We start from the raw sequence: 16,124 nt of genomic DNA, 5'->3' as shown, positions 1-16,124 counted from the left end.
TATCCGCTAAAGAGGGTACTGGGGAGTAAAACTATATGGACAGCACGGGTAATCCCACATCCGCTGAAGCAATGGACTTTCACGGCAAAGTGGTGCTGGTCACCGGCGGTGGCAAGGGAATCGGCCGCGGTATCAGCGAGAGCTTCCTGGCCGCCGGCGCCGAGGTATTGATTTGCGGGCGCTCACAACCGGATTCCCTGCCGGCGGCCGGCGGCAGGCAGGCGCTGTTCACCCCCTGTGACGTGCGCGACTTCGAGCAGGTGGAGGCCTGCGTCGAATTCGCTGTACAGCAGTTCGGCCGCCTCGATGTGCTGGTCAACAACGCCGGTGGCGCCCCCCACGCCGACGCCGCCACTGCCTCGCCACGTTTTTCCGAGTCGATTATCCGGCTCAACCTGATTGCCCCGCTCAACTTCTGCCAGGTCGCCAACCGGGTGATGCAGCAGCAGGACAGTGGCGGCTGTATTATCAATATTGCCAGCGTCAGTACCATTCGCCCCTCCCCCGGCACCGCCGCCTATGGCGCCGCCAAGGCGGGACTGGTCAACCTGGGCACCTCGCTGGCGGTGGAATGGGCGCCAAAGGTCCGGGTCAACGCGGTCATTGTCGGCCTCACCCGCACCGAGCAGGCGCATCTGCACTACGGTGACGAAGAGGGCATCGCCGCTGTTGGGTCCACCATCCCCTTGGGGCGCATGGCGGTGCCCGAGGATATCGGCAACGCCTGCCTGTTCCTGGCCTCGCCGCTGGCTTCCTACGTCAGTGGCACCAGCTTTGCGGTGCACGGCGGCGGCGAAAAACCGGCGTTCCTGGACGCTGCCAACGCCGGAGACTGACCCCTCTGGCGCCGGTCCCTGTTATACTCGCCGCCTACTTCCCCGGCGCACTGGACCCGCTGACGTGAACAAACTGCTGCACCCCCTCTACGGTTACCCCGCTGCCGCCCGGGAATTCATCAGCGCCACCGTCCAGTGCATCCGCCTGCTGGGCACAGACCATCGGCCCGATGCCAACCTGGAGATAGACCGGGACTTCTTCGCGGTGAACGTGGCGCCGGGGGATGATCCCGCCAGCGACGACTACATCCTCGAGCGGCTTGCCGAACTGGGCATTCACCAGGTGCGCATGGACTTCAGCTACGGCAGTGCACAGGGCCCCGCCGCGCGCCTCCTGCAGCGTTTGCTGGCGGCAGAAGTGGAGGTGCTGCTGGACCTGTTGCCGCCCCTCGCCCAGGCACAGATTCTCGCCGATGATGTCGACGCGCAGCAGCAGTGGCAGCGCTTTGTCGATGCCACCCTGCGCGACTACGCGGGCAAGGTGGCGCTGTTCGAAATAGGCAACACCCCCAATCGGGGCAAGTGGTCCGGCTTCTCCTCCCGGGGCTTTCTGCTGGCCAACTACCTGGCGCACCAGGTAGCGAAGAACTACAGCGTGCGCCTGGTGGGCCCCAATGTTTCTGACTTTGAACCACTGTACAACGCCACCTACCTGGGTCTGTTACGCCGGTTAGGCGCGTCGCCGGAGGTGCACAGCGACAATCTCTTCGTCGAGAGGGTGCTGGAGCCGGAAGCCTACGACCACCGGGTGCTGGGCTGGCTCGCGCGCGGCCCGCTACAACTCAATCTGGTGAAAAAGGCGCGCATACTGCAGGCGCTGGGCCGCAATGCGGGCGCCCCGGAGCTGCTCTGCACCTACACCTGCTGGACCATCAAACGGCTGCAACGGCGCTCGGCCTGGCCGGAACAGAAGCGGGTTGACTACCTGGTGCGCTACCTGGCCCTGGCCGCCGCCAGCGGAGCCCTGCGGCGGGTTTACTGGGGGCCGCTGATCTGCTCCCGCGATGGCCTGATCGACGATGGGGCCAACGACTACCCGCTGGTCGACCAGGTGAGTTTTTACCAGCGTATCCGCGGTGACGCCGCAAATTTTGCGCCGACACCGGCTTTCAGCGCCCTGGCTACTACCGTGTCACGGCTTGCTGGGGCCCGCTGCCTCAGTGCCGAGCACGACCCGGAGGGCGTCAGCGTGTTCCACTACCGGGGCCCCCGGGACCAGCATTTTCTGCTGGCATGGACCCGCGACGGCCAGTCCTGGCCCCTGCAGGCCCTGCTCCCGGCAGAGCTTCTTACCAGCGCCCGCTTCAGCGACGCCAGTGGCCAGCCCATGGATAAGCCGGTGGTGATCAACGAGCATCCACTGTATATCGACCTGGAAGAGCCTCCGTCGCAACCTGTTTGCAAAAACTTGCAGACGGAGGGCATTCGCGACTTTATCCACCTGTCCAGCCACCGGTGGCAGTCGGCGGGCTACCGCGACGCCGACTGGATCGGGGCCCGGATGTTGCGCGCCGACCACCGTCAGCAGGATCTCGACCTGGCGGACCGCCTGCATCCGGATGCACTGGCCGACCTGCCGGAAACCAGGGTGCTGCGGGACGCCCGCAATCGCCTCTGGAACGTGGCCGACCCGCGGGAGCTGTGCCAGCAGGTCACGGTGAAGCTGAACCGGGTCAAGGGAATCAAGCGCATTACCTATCGTTTTTATCCCAGCAAAGGCAGGCGGCACTGGAACAACGCCTGCGAGATGCTGCGCAAGGGCGTGGCCACGCCACTGCCGCTGGCATTTTACGAGGCCCACCAGTCGCCCGGGGTGCGTGATTCGTGGTATCTCTGCGAGTTTATCCCCGAGGCCTTTTCCGCCCGCGATGTCTACGCCGCCCTCAACCGGGGCGAGCAGCAGTACGGGGGTCTGGACAAGGCCGCCTGGTTTGACCTGCTCAGCGGCTTTGTCTGTCATATGCACAACAAGCAGGTTATCCACCGGGACCTGTCGTCCGGCAACCTGCTGCTGCAACAGCGCGATGACGGCAGCGTGGCACCCATGGCCATCGACATCGGCCGCGCGCGGATCTGGTCCGGGGCCGGCTCCCGGGTAAGGACCCGGCACCGCCTGCTGGACCTGATCCGCATTGCCTACAAGCTGAACTGGCAGGACCGGCAGCTGTTTATCGACTACTATGAGGCTCACCTGGGAAAAGCCCTCTCACCCCTGTGGCGGGTTGCTTTCTGGTACTACGACAGCAAGCAGACCCTGAAGAAAGCCATGAAGGGCAAGCGACGGCGCAAGCCGGCCCCCGCCCGCTAACCCATCCGGGACTGTTTGAGGGCTCACCCTTAGCGGTTATACTGCCGGCCTCCCCTTCCATTTCGTTCCAGGAGTGCAATGTCCAACCCCCAACCAGAGCTTTCGGGCCACCAGGCGACCCTGGAGCTGGACAGCGGGGCCAGACTGTCGGGCCAACTCAGTGCGGGCACCGAGGGCAAGCTGCAACTGGCGAAAGTGAAGCTGCTGGCGGGTACCGCCGCCGGCGGCAAGGTCAGCCTGCGAACCGGCATGCAGGCCTCCCTCGCTATGCCCGGAGCGGAGCGGCAGGCGCCGGTGACAGTGCGCATCGACAGCGTCGCCGGCGGCATCCTAAGCATGTCCCCGGTGGCGCCGGATAGCGAGGCCGCCAGACTCTGCCGACAGCGGCTGACCGGCGGCAGGCAGCGACCCGCCGCCAGTTCCCTGACCGGCTCCAGCGCCGACAATTCCCGCATCCTCGAACATTTCCACCGGGACGCGGTGGACCAGCTGGGACGCCTGTTGCCCGAGTGGCTGAATGAAATGCAGGAGGATATTCAAACGCTCTCCAGCCGCATAAAGTCCGACGAGCACGGCCGCAACCGGATATACGATGCCGCTGTCCTGCTGCGCCGGCGCCGGGAGGACATCTGCACCGCGCTGCTGGACAGCATAGAAGACTATTTCCAGCGCCTGGTTCCCGGCGAAGGCGAGGACGAGTACTGGCAACAGGATATCGATGACCCGGATGAACTGGGCCTGGTCGACCTGGATGAGTTCGAGGGTCACCTGGCCCTGGACCGCATGGTCGGCCTGGCGGAGGAACTGCACCTGGTGGCGCTGGAGTGTCTGGTGATCCGGGTGGCAGACCTCATCGACGAGGACCCGTTTGCGGTGCGCCTGCCCATCCACGCCCGCCAGCTGTGCCGGGCCTTCCAGCAGGCGACAGAGTCGGTGGGTGTATCCGCCGAGGCGGCACCGGTGGTGTTCGAGTATTTCTCGCAACACGTCATCCGCCACCTGGACACTTACTACCAGCCCCTCAACGAATACCTGGTGGCCAACGATGTCCGCCCCGACCTGGAACAACAGATCAAGTCCAAGGGCAGTATGCTCAGGCGCAAGGGGCGGCCGCGGCCAGTTCGCAGCAAACCCGCTGAATCCGCTGCCGCGGACAGGGCCCGGGACGAACAAACCCTGAGCGAGGCCGCCGCTGCGCTCAGGGAGGGGCCCGGGGCGCCGTCGGGTCCACAGTCGCCCACGGCGCCGGGGCCGGTAGCCGCGCCGGTGAACCTCTACCAGTCGGTGGTCGATGCGCTCAACTTCCGCCGCCAGGTTGAAGGCTTGGCCGACGGTGCCGACATCGAGGCCGGCACGCCGGTAAGTGGCACCTGGGATGGCGCCACGGTACCCAGCTCACAAATTGACCAGCAGGCACTGGCCGACGCCCATACGATTGCCCAGGCCCTGCGCGCCCTGCAGCACGACAATGCCGTGCGCGCGGCGGTACACGAGGCGAACTCGCTGCGCGAGTACCTGGCCGAGCACCGGGAACAGCTGGGCAGCCTGCGGGAAACCAGCGGCCTGACCGCAGACAGCCTCAACCAGCTCGACCTGGTGGACAACCTGTTCGGGACCATCAAGTCCCAGGTGGATGTTACCGACGAGCTCAAGCCGGCGCTGGCCAATCTGCAGATTCCGCTGGCTCGCCTGGCGCTGCTGGATTCCCGCTTCTTCCTCGACAAGGAGCACGCCGCCCGCACCGTGGTCGACAAGCTGTCCAGCCTGGCCACCAGCGCCAACTTCCCCAACCGGGCGCTGGAAGATCGCATCAACAAAGTGGTCGACGACATTGTCGAGCATTACGAAAGCGACAGCGCTGTCTTCGACCGCGCCCTGCAGCAGATTGAAAAGCTTTCCGAACAGCAGGAGCGCGCCCTGTCCCGCAATATCGAGCGGGTGGTGCGCATCCAGGAAGGCCAGGAAAAACTGCAGCAGGCCCGGCGGGCCGTCGCCGCGGTAGTCAACGAGCGTATCCGCCCGCCTGCAGCTCCCCGCGTGCTCCTGGACCTGGTGGAATCGGGCTGGCGGGACCTGATGGTCCTGACCCACGTCAAGGAAGGCCCCGATAGCAGCAGCTGGGCAGACCACATCAGGACCCTGGACCAGTTGGCCAGCTGGCTCAACGACAAGCAGGCTGACAACCTCGATGATGACATGGTTATGCAGCTCGGCCTGGAGGCGGAATCGCTGATCGATATGGTCGAACAGCAGATCACCACCGCCCTGCCGACCAACGTCACTCACCAGGGGGTGCTGGCGGAAATACGCGATATTCTCGCCGGCAACCTGGCGGTGGACTCCACCATTATCAGCGCCGACCAGGCCGACCCGGCCGCTGCCGCCGAGCACCTGCGCGCCCGGGTTGAGGACCTGCCGCGGCTGCGGCGCTGGGTGCGCCGGGTAGAACAGCTGGAAACAGACAGCTGGCTCACCTACCGGGACAGGCAGGGACAGAAAAGGCGGATGCAACTGGCCTGGATCAGCCCGCAGAAGGACCGCTATATATTCGTCAACGAGCGCGGGCAGAAAATCGCCGACCTCAACGCGGTGCAACTGGCACGCAAACTGAGCACGGGAGTACAGCCACCCGCCCCGGCAGACAAGCTCTCAGTGGTCGACAAAAGCATGTACCAGACGCTGGAGCATGTGCAGAAAACCCTCAGTTTCTCCCGCAACCATGACAGCCTCACCAGGCTGATCAACCGGGAAACCTTTCTCGACCAGATGGGCCGGGCCCTCCGCCACGCCCAGCTGAAGAATTCCCAACACGCCGTGCTGTACATCGACATCGACCAGTTCAGCCTGGTCAACGATATTTATGATGAAGTCAGCGGCGACGCTGTGTTGCTGGAATTCAGTCGCCTGCTGGCGCAGCTGCACGGCAGGAAATCGTCCTCGTCGCGCATCGAGGCAGACCAGTTTGCGGTGCTGGTACTGGACCGCAGCCTGGACCAGGCGGTGCAGCTGGCGGAGAAGGTACGCCAGGACATCGAGGCCGGCAGCATCGAGATCGAGGGCGAAAATGTATCGTTTACGGTCTCTATCGGCGTTGCCCCGATCGTCGAGTACAGCCCCTCGGTAGACCAGGTGCTGGAGTCCGCGCGCACCTCCATGGAAATTGCCAAGCAGCAGGGCCGCAACCGGGTCCAGCGCTACGAGGAAGACCAGGCCCTGGCCAGCAGCTTCAACCGCGACAAGACTCGCACCCGCCAGGACCTGGAACAGGCGCTGGCGACAGACCGCTTCGTGTTGCGGGCACAGCCGATCATCCAGGTTGCCGTCGACGGCAACCAGCCCACCGGGCGCCACTACGAACTGCTGCTGGGCCTGTCCGGCGATGACGGTGAACTGACCTCGCCCGAGGAATTTATCCAGAGCGCCGAACGCTACGGTTTCATGAACCTGGTGGACCGCTGGGTGGTCAGGGAAGCCTTCAGCTGGGTCAGCAAGCTCATGGACGAGGAGAAAGAAGTACCCAACCTCGCCATCAACCTGTCCGGCAGCAGCGTGACCGACGATGACTTCATGGACTACCTGCTGGAGCAGATCTCCGAGTTCGGGGTCGGCACCAGCCATATCTGCTTTGAAATCACCGAGACCGGCACCATTTCCAACCTGGTGAAGGCGGCGGATTTTGTCCGCGCCTTCCGCAATATCGGCTGCAAATTTTCCATCGACGATTTCGGCACCGGCCTGGCCAGCCACAACTACCTGCGGGAACTGCCGGTGGACTACGTCAAGATCGACGGCACCTTCGTCACCGGTATCCACAAGAACCGGGCGGACTTCGCCATGGCCCGCTCCATTAATGACCTCGCCCACTTCCTCGGCCAGGAAACCATTGCCGAATCGGTGGAAAACGACCAGATTATCGACAAGCTGCAGGAGATCGGCGTCGATTACCTGCAGGGCTGGGGAGTGGGCATGCCCAAACTGCTGACGGAAGTCACCGAAGACCTGTCGAACCTGGCCCGGTAGACACGATGGCGCCCCCCTTCCCCCATCCCCGTTACGATGAACTGCTGGGCCTGATCTACCAGGGCCCGCTGGAGGATCGCCCCTGGCAAAGTGCGCTGCCACTGCTGCGCGTCCTGTTCGATGCCCAGGTGGCCTCCCTGGTCCTGCGCCCCCCCTCTGCCGAGGACAGGGGCGCAATTCTCAACTGCGTGCGCCCGGAACCCGGCCACATCGGCGACGATCTCGCTGACCCGGAGGCCTGGCAGGCGGCCTCCTACCGGGAGGAATTCTTTTCCCTGGATCCCTTCGTCAACCTGCCACCGGACAAGGTGGTCAGCCTGGAGGACGTGCTCTCGGATGAGGAACTGGTCGCTTCCGAATACTACCGGCAGTACCTCGAGCCGGTGGGCCTGTTCCGCATTCTCGGGGTGGATACCGTGGAACCGGGAGGCATGGTGGCGCGGCTGCGTTTCTCCCGACGTAAAAGCGAGGCCAGTTTCAGCAGCGAAGAGCGGCAGCTGCTGGCAATGATTACCCCGCACCTGCGACGGGCGATACAAATCCATGCCGCCCTCAACCGCGCGACCTCGGAGCGCGACGTTTATGCCGGCGCCGTCGCCCAGCTGGCGATGGCCAGCATTATCCTCGATGGCCAGGCCAGGGTACTGAGTGCCAACCCTGTCGCCCAGGCGCTGCTGGATGAGGGCGATGGACTGTCGTTGCGCGGCGAGCGGCTGCACATCGACGGGCGGGATAGCCACCAGGAGCTGCAGCAGGCGGTAGCGGGCGTTGTTCGCACCCAGCACCGCGGGGAGCCCTCGGTGGTCAAGGCGCTGCGCGTGCCGCGTTCGGCCGGCCGTTCGGACCTGGGGCTGGTGGTGAGACCGGTTCCGGCATCGGAGTGGAGCGAGGGCCAGTCCAGTCCCAGTGCCGCCATCTTCATCTCCGATCCGGACCTGCATGAATCCGCCTCCCGGCAGGCGCTTGCCGAGCTGTTTGAGCTGACCCCGGCTGAGGCCAACCTGGCCATCCTGCTGGCGCGCGGCCTGAGCCTGGCGGAAGCCTCCACGGCACAGAACATTTCCCAGCACACCGCCCGGGCCCAGCTGAAGTCGATTTTCGCCAAGACCGGCGTTTCCCGGCAGGCGGAACTGGTTCGCCTGATTATCAAGAGCGTGGCGGCACTGGGCTGAGCCCGGATCAAGCGGGCTTGACGCAGATCAACATCGGACCCGGTGGTCACTGCTATTGTGCAGCCCATAAACCTCCGGAGCTGTATCCCGATGAACATCATTCACAGAGAACTCGCCCACAGAGAACTAGCCGCCATACCCGCCCAGCACCAGGCCGACATGGAACTGGCCAGGCGTTACGCCTGCCAGGGCCCGCGCTACACGTCCTACCCCACGGCGCCCCAGTTCCGCCGGGATTTTCCGCTGGACGAGTACCTCGCCTGGCAGGCGAGTGATGGCGAGCACCGTCGCGCTCCGCTGTCACTGTACGTGCACCTGCCCTTCTGCCAGGACATCTGCTATTACTGCGCCTGCAACAAAATCGTGACCCGCAAGAAGAACGTGGCGCAGGAGTACCTGGGGCGGCTGCAGCGGGAAATCACCCTGCAATCGGAGCTGGTCGGGCACCAGCGGCCCATCACCCAGATGCACTGGGGCGGCGGCACACCGACCTACCTGGACCACGCCCAGATCACCGAGCTGATGCACCTGCTGGCCAGCAATTTCCACTTGCTGGACAAGGGTTACCGGGAATACTCGATTGAAATTGACCCGCGCACCGTCGACGCGTCGACCATTGCCCTGCTCAAGGGCGTGGGCTTCAACCGCCTGAGCCTGGGTATCCAGGATTTCGATCCGCTGGTACAGCAGTCGGTCAACCGGGTGCAGCCCTACCGCCAGGTTGCCTCACTGGTGGAGTCCATTCGCGCTCACGGTTTCCGCTCCCTCAGCTTCGACCTGATATACGGCCTGCCCCACCAGGACCGCCACACCATGGCCGAGACCCTGCACAAGGTGATCGAACTGCGGCCTGACCGCATCGCCTGTTACAACTACGCCCACCTGCCGGAGCGTTTTTCCAGCCAGCGGGCCATCGACAGGCTGACCCTGCCGGAGCCCGATGAAAAGCTGCTGCTGCACGAAATCATCAGCCACACACTGCAGGCTGCCGGCTATGTGCATATCGGTATGGATCACTACGTGCTGCCAGAGGATGAGCTGGCCCTGGCCCAGAACGAAGGCCGGCTGCAGCGCAATTTCCAGGGCTACTCCCTGCACATGGCGGACGACCTGCTGGGCCTGGGCATGTCGGCCATCAGCCAGCTGGGCGACTATTACCTGCAAAATGAACGCGAACTGGACGGCTACTACCGCATGCTGGATGGCGGACAATTCCCGATCACCCGCGGCTGCCAGGTCAATGCCGACGACAAGCTGCGCCGGCATATCATCATGACGCTGATTTCCGAGTTGCAGCTGGACATCGACGACTGTAATCGCCAGTTTGGCATCGACTTCAATCAGCTGTTCGCTGGGGAACTGGCGCAGCTTGCGCCCATGGCCGAGGACGGCCTGCTGGAACTGTCGCCGGGAGCGATTGCGGTCACCCGCCGCGGCCGCCCCTTCCTGCGCAATATCTGTATGCCGTTTGACGCCTACCTGGGCGCCCACCGCGGCGACGAACCAGCGCCGAAATTTTCCGCAACCGTCTGAGTATAGCCAAAAAATTCGATTACAGAACAGCGCGGATTTCGACTATAATCTTCCCTCAGGTCATTGCAGGGGAAGCATGTGACAATCCACCTTTCACAGTCCGAGAGCCAGGCGCAAAAGCCGTGCACTCACGATTACCAGGCCAACTGCGGCAACTGTCGGCTCAGCGGCATCTGTCTGCCCCTGGCCCTGGAAAGTGATGACGTCCAGCAGCTGGACGATATCATCCAGCGCAGCAAGCCGCTGCAGAAAAACCAGCACCTGTACCGAGAGGGAGACGATTTCCAGTCGGTATACGCGGTGCGCTCGGGCACTCTGAAAGCCTACAAGACCACGGACGACGGCCGCGAGCAGGTTACCGGCTTCTACTTCCCCGGGGAAATTCTCGGCATGGATGGTATAAGCAACAACACCCACGCCTCCTCCGCCAAGGCGCTCGAAACCGCGGCCATCTGCGAGATTCCATTCACCTCGCTGGAGAAGCTCAGCGCCCTCATGCCCAACCTGCAGCGCCACTTCTTCCAGCTGATGAGCCACGAAATTACCGAGGACCAGCAGCTGATCACCCTGCTGAGCAAAAATTCGGCGGACGAACGGGTTGCGGCCCTGATGCTGAGCATCTCCAACCGCAATGCCCGGCGCAAGCTCAGCCCCACCCATTTCCGCCTGCCCATGTCCCGGGTAGACATCGGCAACTACCTCGGACTCACGGTAGAAACCGTATCCCGGGTATTCAGCCGCATGCAAAAGCTGGAATTCCTGCGGGTAGACAACAAGGAAATCGAAATTCTGGATCTCCAGGGCCTGCGGAAAATGGCCAACCTGGGCAGCTGATCCGGGCCCACCCGGGGCGATGCCCCGGGCGCCAGTCAATGAAATCTGCAGCCTTGATGCACATCAAGGCCAAGCGGCTTGAAGTAACTAGAATGCGAGCACACAACAACCAGAGCAATATTGGGGAGACCGTAACCTAATGATTCAGCACACCTTCGGCTTGCTAGTGAAGCCCAGTTCCCAGTGGAAGACTATCAGCGAGCTATCGGAGAGTTCGTTCCGGACCCTGTTGCTGTACCCCTGGATCCTGTCGATCATCCCCGCAGTAGCCTGGTACTACGGCACCACCACCGTTGGCTGGACCGTCGGCGACGGCGAATCGATAAGGCTGACCCAGGACAGTGCAATGACCATTTGCATCCTGTTCTACATCACCCAGGTGGTCTGCCTGGCGGCCATCGGCTACTTCATTCACTGGATGTCCGATACCTACGGTGCCGAGTCAACGATCGCCAAGGGCATTATTATCGCCTCACTGGCCGCTACCCCCATGTTCCTGTTCGGCGCCGTCGGCTTTTACCCGATTCTCTGGCTGGATCTGCTGATCGGCATCGTCGCGGTGTCCTGGTCGGTTTACCTGATGTACCTGGGGATACCCATCATCATGGATATTCCGGAAGAGCGCGGTTTCCTTTTTTCCAGCGCTGTCATGGGCGTGGCGCTGGTCATTCTGATCTGCCTGATGGTGGGCGCGGTCATACTCTGGGACTTCGGTGCGGCTCCGGCCTTCACCGACTGATAAGCGTCCAACGCACAGAGAACGAGTTTTTTTTGAATCTTAATGGAACCTAACCATGAGCGAGCTTAATTCCGCACTGGAACATCCCACCTACAACTACAAGGTGGTGCGCCAGTTTGCAGTAATGACAGTGGTCTGGGGAATCGTCGGCATGCTGGTTGGCGTGCTGATCGCCGCCCAGTTGGCCTGGCCTGCCCTCAACATGGGCGTCGAGTGGCTGCATTTCGGCCGTTTGCGGCCGCTGCACACCAACGCGGTGATTTTCGCCTTCGGCGGATGCGCCCTGTTTGCCACCTCCTACTATATTGTGCAGCGCACGACGCAGGCGCGACTGATCTCCGACAAACTGGCCGCCTTCACCTTCTGGGGCTGGCAGGCGGTTATCGTCAGCGCCGCTATCACCCTGCCACTGGGATTAACCAGCAGCAAGGAGTACGCCGAGCTGGAGTGGCCCATTGATATTCTCATCACCGTGGTCTGGGTGGTTTACGCAATCGTGTTCTTCGGCACTATTGCCAAGCGCAAGGTACACCACATCTACGTGGCCAACTGGTTCCTGGGTGCGTTCATTATCGCGGTGGCGGTACTGCACCTGCTCAACAGTGCCGCCATCCCGGTGACGGCGTTCAAGTCCTACTCGGTTTACGCCGGCACCGTGGACGCGATGGTCCAGTGGTGGTACGGACACAACGCGGTGGGCTTCTTCCTGACCGCCGGCTTCCTCGGCATGATGTACTACTTCGTGCCGAAACAGGCCGAACGCCCGGTTTACTCCTACCGCCTGTCCATCGTGCACTTCTGGGCGCTGGTGGCGGTGTACATCTGGGCCGGCCCGCACCACCTGCACTACACTGCACTCCCCGACTGGGCCCAGAGCCTGGGCATGGTCATGTCGCTCATCCTGCTGGCCCCTTCCTGGGGTGGCATGATCAACGGCATGATGACCCTGTCCGGTGCCTGGCACAAACTGCGTACCGACCCTATCCTGCGCTTCCTGGTAGTGAGCCTGTCCTTCTACGGCATGTCCACATTTGAAGGCCCGATGATGTCCATCAAGACAGTAAACGCCCTGTCTCACTACACCGACTGGACTATCGGTCACGTGCACTCCGGTGCCCTGGGCTGGGTGGCGATGATTTCCATCGGTTCCCTGTATCACCTGTTCCCGATCCTGTTCGGCAAGGAACGCATGTACAGCACCAGCCTGATCAACACCCATTTCTGGATGTCCACCATCGGCACCGTGCTGTACATCGCTTCCATGTGGGTCAACGGCATCATGCAGGGCCTGATGTGGCGCGCCTACAACCAGGACGGCACCCTGACCTACAGCTTTGTCGAGTCCGTGGCAGCCAGCTATCCGGGCTACGTGGTCCGGGTACTCGGTGGCGCCATCTTCTTCTCCGGCATGCTGGTAATGGCCTACAACGTGTACATGACTGCCCGCAAAGATGTTGAAGCACAGCCGGCACCCGCCGCGGCCAGCGCGGCCTGAGGAGCGACAAGACTATGAAACATGAAGCAGTAGAAACAAATGTCGGCCTGATGATCATCGGCATCATCATCGCCATCAGCTTTGGTACCCTGGTGGAGCTGGTTCCGCTGATGTTCATCAAGGAAACCAACGAACCCATCGCCGGCCTCAAACCCCTGCCTGCGCTGGAGCTGGAGGGTCGTGACATCTACATCCGCGAGGGTTGCAACACCTGTCATTCGCAAATGATTCGGCCCCTGCGTGCTGAAACCGAGCGCTACGGCCACTATTCGGTAGCGGGTGAGCACGTTTACGAGCATCCTTTCCTGTGGGGTTCGAAACGCACCGGGCCCGACCTCGCCAGGGTCGGCAAGCGCTACTCTGACGACTGGCACCGGGCGCACCTGTACAACCCCCGCGACGTGGTCCCCGAATCCAACATGCCCGCCTTCCCCTGGCTGTTCGAGAAGGAGCTCTCCGGGGAAAGCACCGGCAGGAAGATGAGTTCCCTGCGCGCCGTCGGCGTACCCTACACCGACGAGGATATCGCCGGCGCGAAGGCCGCCGTTGAAGGCAAGAAAGAAATCGACGCCCTGGTTGCGTACCTGCAACAGCTGGGCACCCTGCTGCAATCGAGGCGCTAGGACCAGACCATGGATATCAATGACCTGAGGGGCCTGAGCACCGTGTTTTTGATGATTACATTCATCGGCATGTGTTTCTGGGCCTATGACAAAAAACGCAAAAAACCTTTTGATGACGCCGCCAACTTGCCGTTCGCAGATGAAGAGCTGAATCAACGCACCATGCAGGAGGAAATCAAGAATGGCTAGTTTCTGGAGTTTGTGGGTTATCGTACTCACATCGCTGACCATTATCCTCATCACCTGGGTACTGTTCGCCAATCGCTCCCGTGAAAACCCGGAAGGCAAGACCACCGGGCATGTCTACGACGGCATCGAGGAATACGACAACCCCATGCCCGCCTGGTGGTTTGGCATGTTCGTGCTGACCATCGTGTTCAGCGTCGGCTACCTGATCATTTACCCCGGCATGGGTAACTTCAAGGGCTTGCTGGGCTGGACATCAATCGAACAGCACGAGCGGGAGGTGGCAAGGGCGGACGAAAAGTACCGCGACATGCGCGACCGCTACCTGGCCATGCCGGTAGAGGAAATCGCCCAGGACCCGGCGGTGCGCAAAATGGGCATGCGTATGTTCAGTAACAACTGTGCCCAGTGCCACGGTTCCGATGCCAAGGGCGCTTACGGCTTCCCCAACCTGACCGACGATGACTGGATTTACGGCGGCACCCCGGAAGCGATCAAGGCGACGCTGGTTAACGGCCGTCAGGCCGCCATGCCTGCCTGGGGTTCGATTCTTGGCGACCAGGGTATTGCCGAAACCACCGCCTATGTAATGTCGCTGAGCGGCCGCGACGTGGACGAGAGTCTCGCGGCTGCCGGTGAGAAGCATTTCCAGACCTACTGTGCCGCCTGCCACCTGGCTGACGGTACCGGCAACCAGGCCCTGGGGGCGCCCAACCTGACCAACGGCATCTGGCTTTACGGCGGCAGCGCGGAGCAGATCGCGCATACCCTGCGGGCTGGCCGCAACGGCGCCATGCCCGCCTTCCAGAACACCCTGAGCGAGGACAAGATACACATCCTCACGGCCTTTGTGTATGGCCTGAGCAAGTAAGTAAGGCGTTTTACTCCCTTCGCAAGCGCTACCGGGGAGTCCTCACCAGGGCTCCCCTCCTCCCACCCAGCCCGAGCGTGCCAGCACCATGTCGAGAACTGATGAAGACCTGATTGACCTGCAGGAAGTTGCCCCCGCTGAAGTCGGCGAAGTCGACCTTTACCAGCGACGGGAACGTATTTACACCCGCAAGGTCGAGGGTTTTTTCCAGAAAGTGCGCCTCTATACCGGCTGGCCGCTGTTGCTGGGCTACTTTCTCCTGCCCTGGATCAACTGGGATGGACAGCAGTCGGTGTTGTTTGACCTGCCCGCACGCAAGTTCCACATTCTCGGCCTGACCTTCTGGCCGCAGGACTTCCCGATGCTGGCCTTCCTGCTGATCATCGCCGCCTACTCCTTGTTCGCGGTAACGACCTTCGCCGGACGCGTCTGGTGCGGCTACACTTGCCCGCAAACCGTGTGGACCACCATGTTCATGTGGGTGGAGCAGAAGACCGAGGGCAGCCGCAACCAGCGCATCAAGCTCGACAAGGCGCCGATGTCACTGCAGAAGTTCGGCAGAAAGTTCATGAAACACGCCGGCTGGCTGTTCATTGCCTTCATGACCGGTCTGACCTTCGTCGGTTACTTTTACGGTATCCGGGAACTGGTGGTGGATTTCGCCGGACTCGCGGTGGCGGGCTGGGCCCTGTTCTGGACCTTTTTCTTCACCGCGGCAACCTACATCAATGCCGCCTACATGCGCGAGCAGGTGTGCAAGTACATGTGCCCCTACGCCCGCTTCCAGTCGGTCATGTTCGACCAGGACACGCTGATTGTTTCCTATGACCAGGCGCGCGGCGAGCCCCGCGGCAGCCGCAAGAAAAGCGCGGATTACAAGGCAGCAGGACTGGGAGACTGTATCGACTGCGAACTCTGCGTCCAGGTATGCCCTACCGGCATTGATATCCGCAACGGCCTGCAATACGAGTGTATCAGCTGTGCCCTTTGCATCGACGCCTGTAACTCGGTCATGGACAAGATGGACTATCCCCGAGGACTTATACGCTACACCAGCGAACACGAACTCGCCGGCGGCACCACTCACTGGATACGCCCGCGGATCATCGGCTATGTGGTGGTGCTGGCAATCATGGTCGGGGTGTTCTCGTATAATATGTTCTCGCGTATCCCGCTGGAGCTGACCATCATCCGTGACCGCAACCAGCTGTACATGACCACGGACACGGGCGCAATAGACAACATATATACCCTGCAACTGGTGAACATGGATCCCGAAGGGCATGTGTTCAACATCAGCGTTTCCGGACTGCCGCAGGCCGAGATTATCGGCGAAACCGAGCATCGCCTGAATGGCGGCGAGGTACGCTCCATCAGCCTGCGCCTGCGGGCCATGCCGGATTCACTGGACAAGCCCAGTACGGAGTTTGAATTCCACGCCGGAGCCAGTGACAATGAAGCCTTACAAATTTCCCACGAATCCCGATTCGTGAAACCGCTGTAGGAC

Annotated in this window: 12 protein-coding genes; all 12 read left to right on the top strand. The window is 62.1% G+C overall.

Annotated elements, in window-relative coordinates; translation table 11 throughout:
* Positions 1-35 precede the first annotated feature (35 nt).
* The 12 genes from DWB85_RS12005 (at position 36) to ccoG (ending at position 16,121) form a co-directional block, all read left to right on the top strand.
* Positions 36-836 carry an SDR family oxidoreductase gene (locus DWB85_RS12005; RefSeq protein WP_239017311.1) on the top strand — a complete coding sequence of 267 codons (801 nt, stop codon included), beginning with the start codon at positions 36-38 and terminating at the stop codon, positions 834-836.
* Between the two features lie 64 nt (positions 837-900).
* A complete protein-coding gene (locus DWB85_RS12000; RefSeq protein ID WP_117954918.1) occupies positions 901-3,144 on the top strand; it encodes a lipopolysaccharide kinase InaA family protein in 2,244 nt (747 codons plus the stop codon).
* Between the two features lie 78 nt (positions 3,145-3,222).
* Positions 3,223-7,164 (top strand): DUF1631 family protein, encoded by a 3,942-nt coding sequence (locus tag DWB85_RS11995; protein WP_117954915.1) that lies wholly within the window; start codon positions 3,223-3,225, stop codon positions 7,162-7,164.
* Positions 7,165-7,169: 5 nt separating this feature from the next.
* Positions 7,170-8,336, top strand: a complete 1,167-nt coding sequence (locus tag DWB85_RS11990; RefSeq protein WP_117954913.1) for a helix-turn-helix transcriptional regulator — start codon at positions 7,170-7,172, stop codon at positions 8,334-8,336.
* A 90-nt stretch (positions 8,337-8,426) separates the two neighbouring features.
* The gene (gene hemN, locus DWB85_RS11985) at positions 8,427-9,869 is read left to right on the top strand and encodes an oxygen-independent coproporphyrinogen III oxidase (protein WP_117954911.1); all 1,443 of its coding nucleotides are present in this window, start codon (positions 8,427-8,429) and stop codon (positions 9,867-9,869) included.
* A 78-nt stretch (positions 9,870-9,947) separates the two neighbouring features.
* Complete coding sequence (gene fnr / locus DWB85_RS11980; RefSeq protein WP_117954909.1) at positions 9,948-10,703, top strand: fumarate/nitrate reduction transcriptional regulator Fnr; 756 nt, start codon at positions 9,948-9,950, stop codon at positions 10,701-10,703.
* Between the two features lie 139 nt (positions 10,704-10,842).
* Complete coding sequence (locus DWB85_RS11975) at positions 10,843-11,442, top strand: Yip1 family protein (protein ID WP_117954907.1); 600 nt, start codon at positions 10,843-10,845, stop codon at positions 11,440-11,442.
* Positions 11,443-11,497: 55 nt separating this feature from the next.
* On the top strand, positions 11,498-12,937 hold the full coding sequence (gene ccoN, locus DWB85_RS11970; RefSeq protein ID WP_117954905.1) for a cytochrome-c oxidase, cbb3-type subunit I: 1,440 nt from the start codon (positions 11,498-11,500) through the stop codon (positions 12,935-12,937).
* A gap of 14 nt (positions 12,938-12,951) precedes the next feature.
* Complete coding sequence (ccoO, locus tag DWB85_RS11965; RefSeq protein ID WP_117954903.1) at positions 12,952-13,560, top strand: cytochrome-c oxidase, cbb3-type subunit II; 609 nt, start codon at positions 12,952-12,954, stop codon at positions 13,558-13,560.
* A gap of 9 nt (positions 13,561-13,569) precedes the next feature.
* Positions 13,570-13,749: a cbb3-type cytochrome oxidase subunit 3 gene (locus DWB85_RS11960; RefSeq protein WP_117954901.1), complete on the top strand. Its 180-nt coding sequence runs from the start codon at positions 13,570-13,572 to the stop codon at positions 13,747-13,749.
* The gene (gene ccoP / locus DWB85_RS11955) at positions 13,742-14,617 is read left to right on the top strand and encodes a cytochrome-c oxidase, cbb3-type subunit III (RefSeq protein ID WP_117954899.1); all 876 of its coding nucleotides are present in this window, start codon (positions 13,742-13,744) and stop codon (positions 14,615-14,617) included. Before DWB85_RS11960 ends, ccoP begins: the two co-directional genes overlap by 8 nt.
* Before the next feature lie 88 nt (positions 14,618-14,705).
* Positions 14,706-16,121: a cytochrome c oxidase accessory protein CcoG gene (gene ccoG / locus DWB85_RS11950; RefSeq protein ID WP_117954897.1), complete on the top strand. Its 1,416-nt coding sequence runs from the start codon at positions 14,706-14,708 to the stop codon at positions 16,119-16,121.
* Positions 16,122-16,124: the final 3 nt, after the last annotated feature.

The sequence above is a fragment of the Seongchinamella sediminis genome (genome assembly GCF_003457605.1).
In the GTDB taxonomy this organism is placed as follows: domain Bacteria; phylum Pseudomonadota; class Gammaproteobacteria; order Pseudomonadales; family Halieaceae; genus Halioglobus; species Halioglobus sediminis.
Note: the sequence above shows the minus strand (reverse complement) of the source record. Positions and strands in the feature narration are given on the sequence as shown.

What these genes read in the sequence shown, in the direction of transcription:
- ccoP (WP_117954899.1), top strand. Translation starts at nt 13,742, where the DNA reads ATGGCTAGTTTCTGGAGTTTGTGGGTTATCGTACTCACATCGCTGACC.
- DWB85_RS11995 (WP_117954915.1), top strand. Translation starts at nt 3,223, where the DNA reads ATGTCCAACCCCCAACCAGAGCTTTCGGGCCACCAGGCGACCCTGGAG.
- DWB85_RS12005 (WP_239017311.1), top strand. Translation starts at nt 36, where the DNA reads ATGGACAGCACGGGTAATCCCACATCCGCTGAAGCAATGGACTTTCAC.
- hemN (WP_117954911.1), top strand. Translation starts at nt 8,427, where the DNA reads ATGAACATCATTCACAGAGAACTCGCCCACAGAGAACTAGCCGCCATA.
- ccoO (WP_117954903.1), top strand. Translation starts at nt 12,952, where the DNA reads ATGAAACATGAAGCAGTAGAAACAAATGTCGGCCTGATGATCATCGGC.
- DWB85_RS11990 (WP_117954913.1), top strand. Translation starts at nt 7,170, where the DNA reads ATGGCGCCCCCCTTCCCCCATCCCCGTTACGATGAACTGCTGGGCCTG.
- ccoG (WP_117954897.1), top strand. Translation starts at nt 14,706, where the DNA reads ATGTCGAGAACTGATGAAGACCTGATTGACCTGCAGGAAGTTGCCCCC.
- DWB85_RS11960 (WP_117954901.1), top strand. Translation starts at nt 13,570, where the DNA reads ATGGATATCAATGACCTGAGGGGCCTGAGCACCGTGTTTTTGATGATT.
- DWB85_RS11975 (WP_117954907.1), top strand. Translation starts at nt 10,843, where the DNA reads ATGATTCAGCACACCTTCGGCTTGCTAGTGAAGCCCAGTTCCCAGTGG.
- ccoN (WP_117954905.1), top strand. Translation starts at nt 11,498, where the DNA reads ATGAGCGAGCTTAATTCCGCACTGGAACATCCCACCTACAACTACAAG.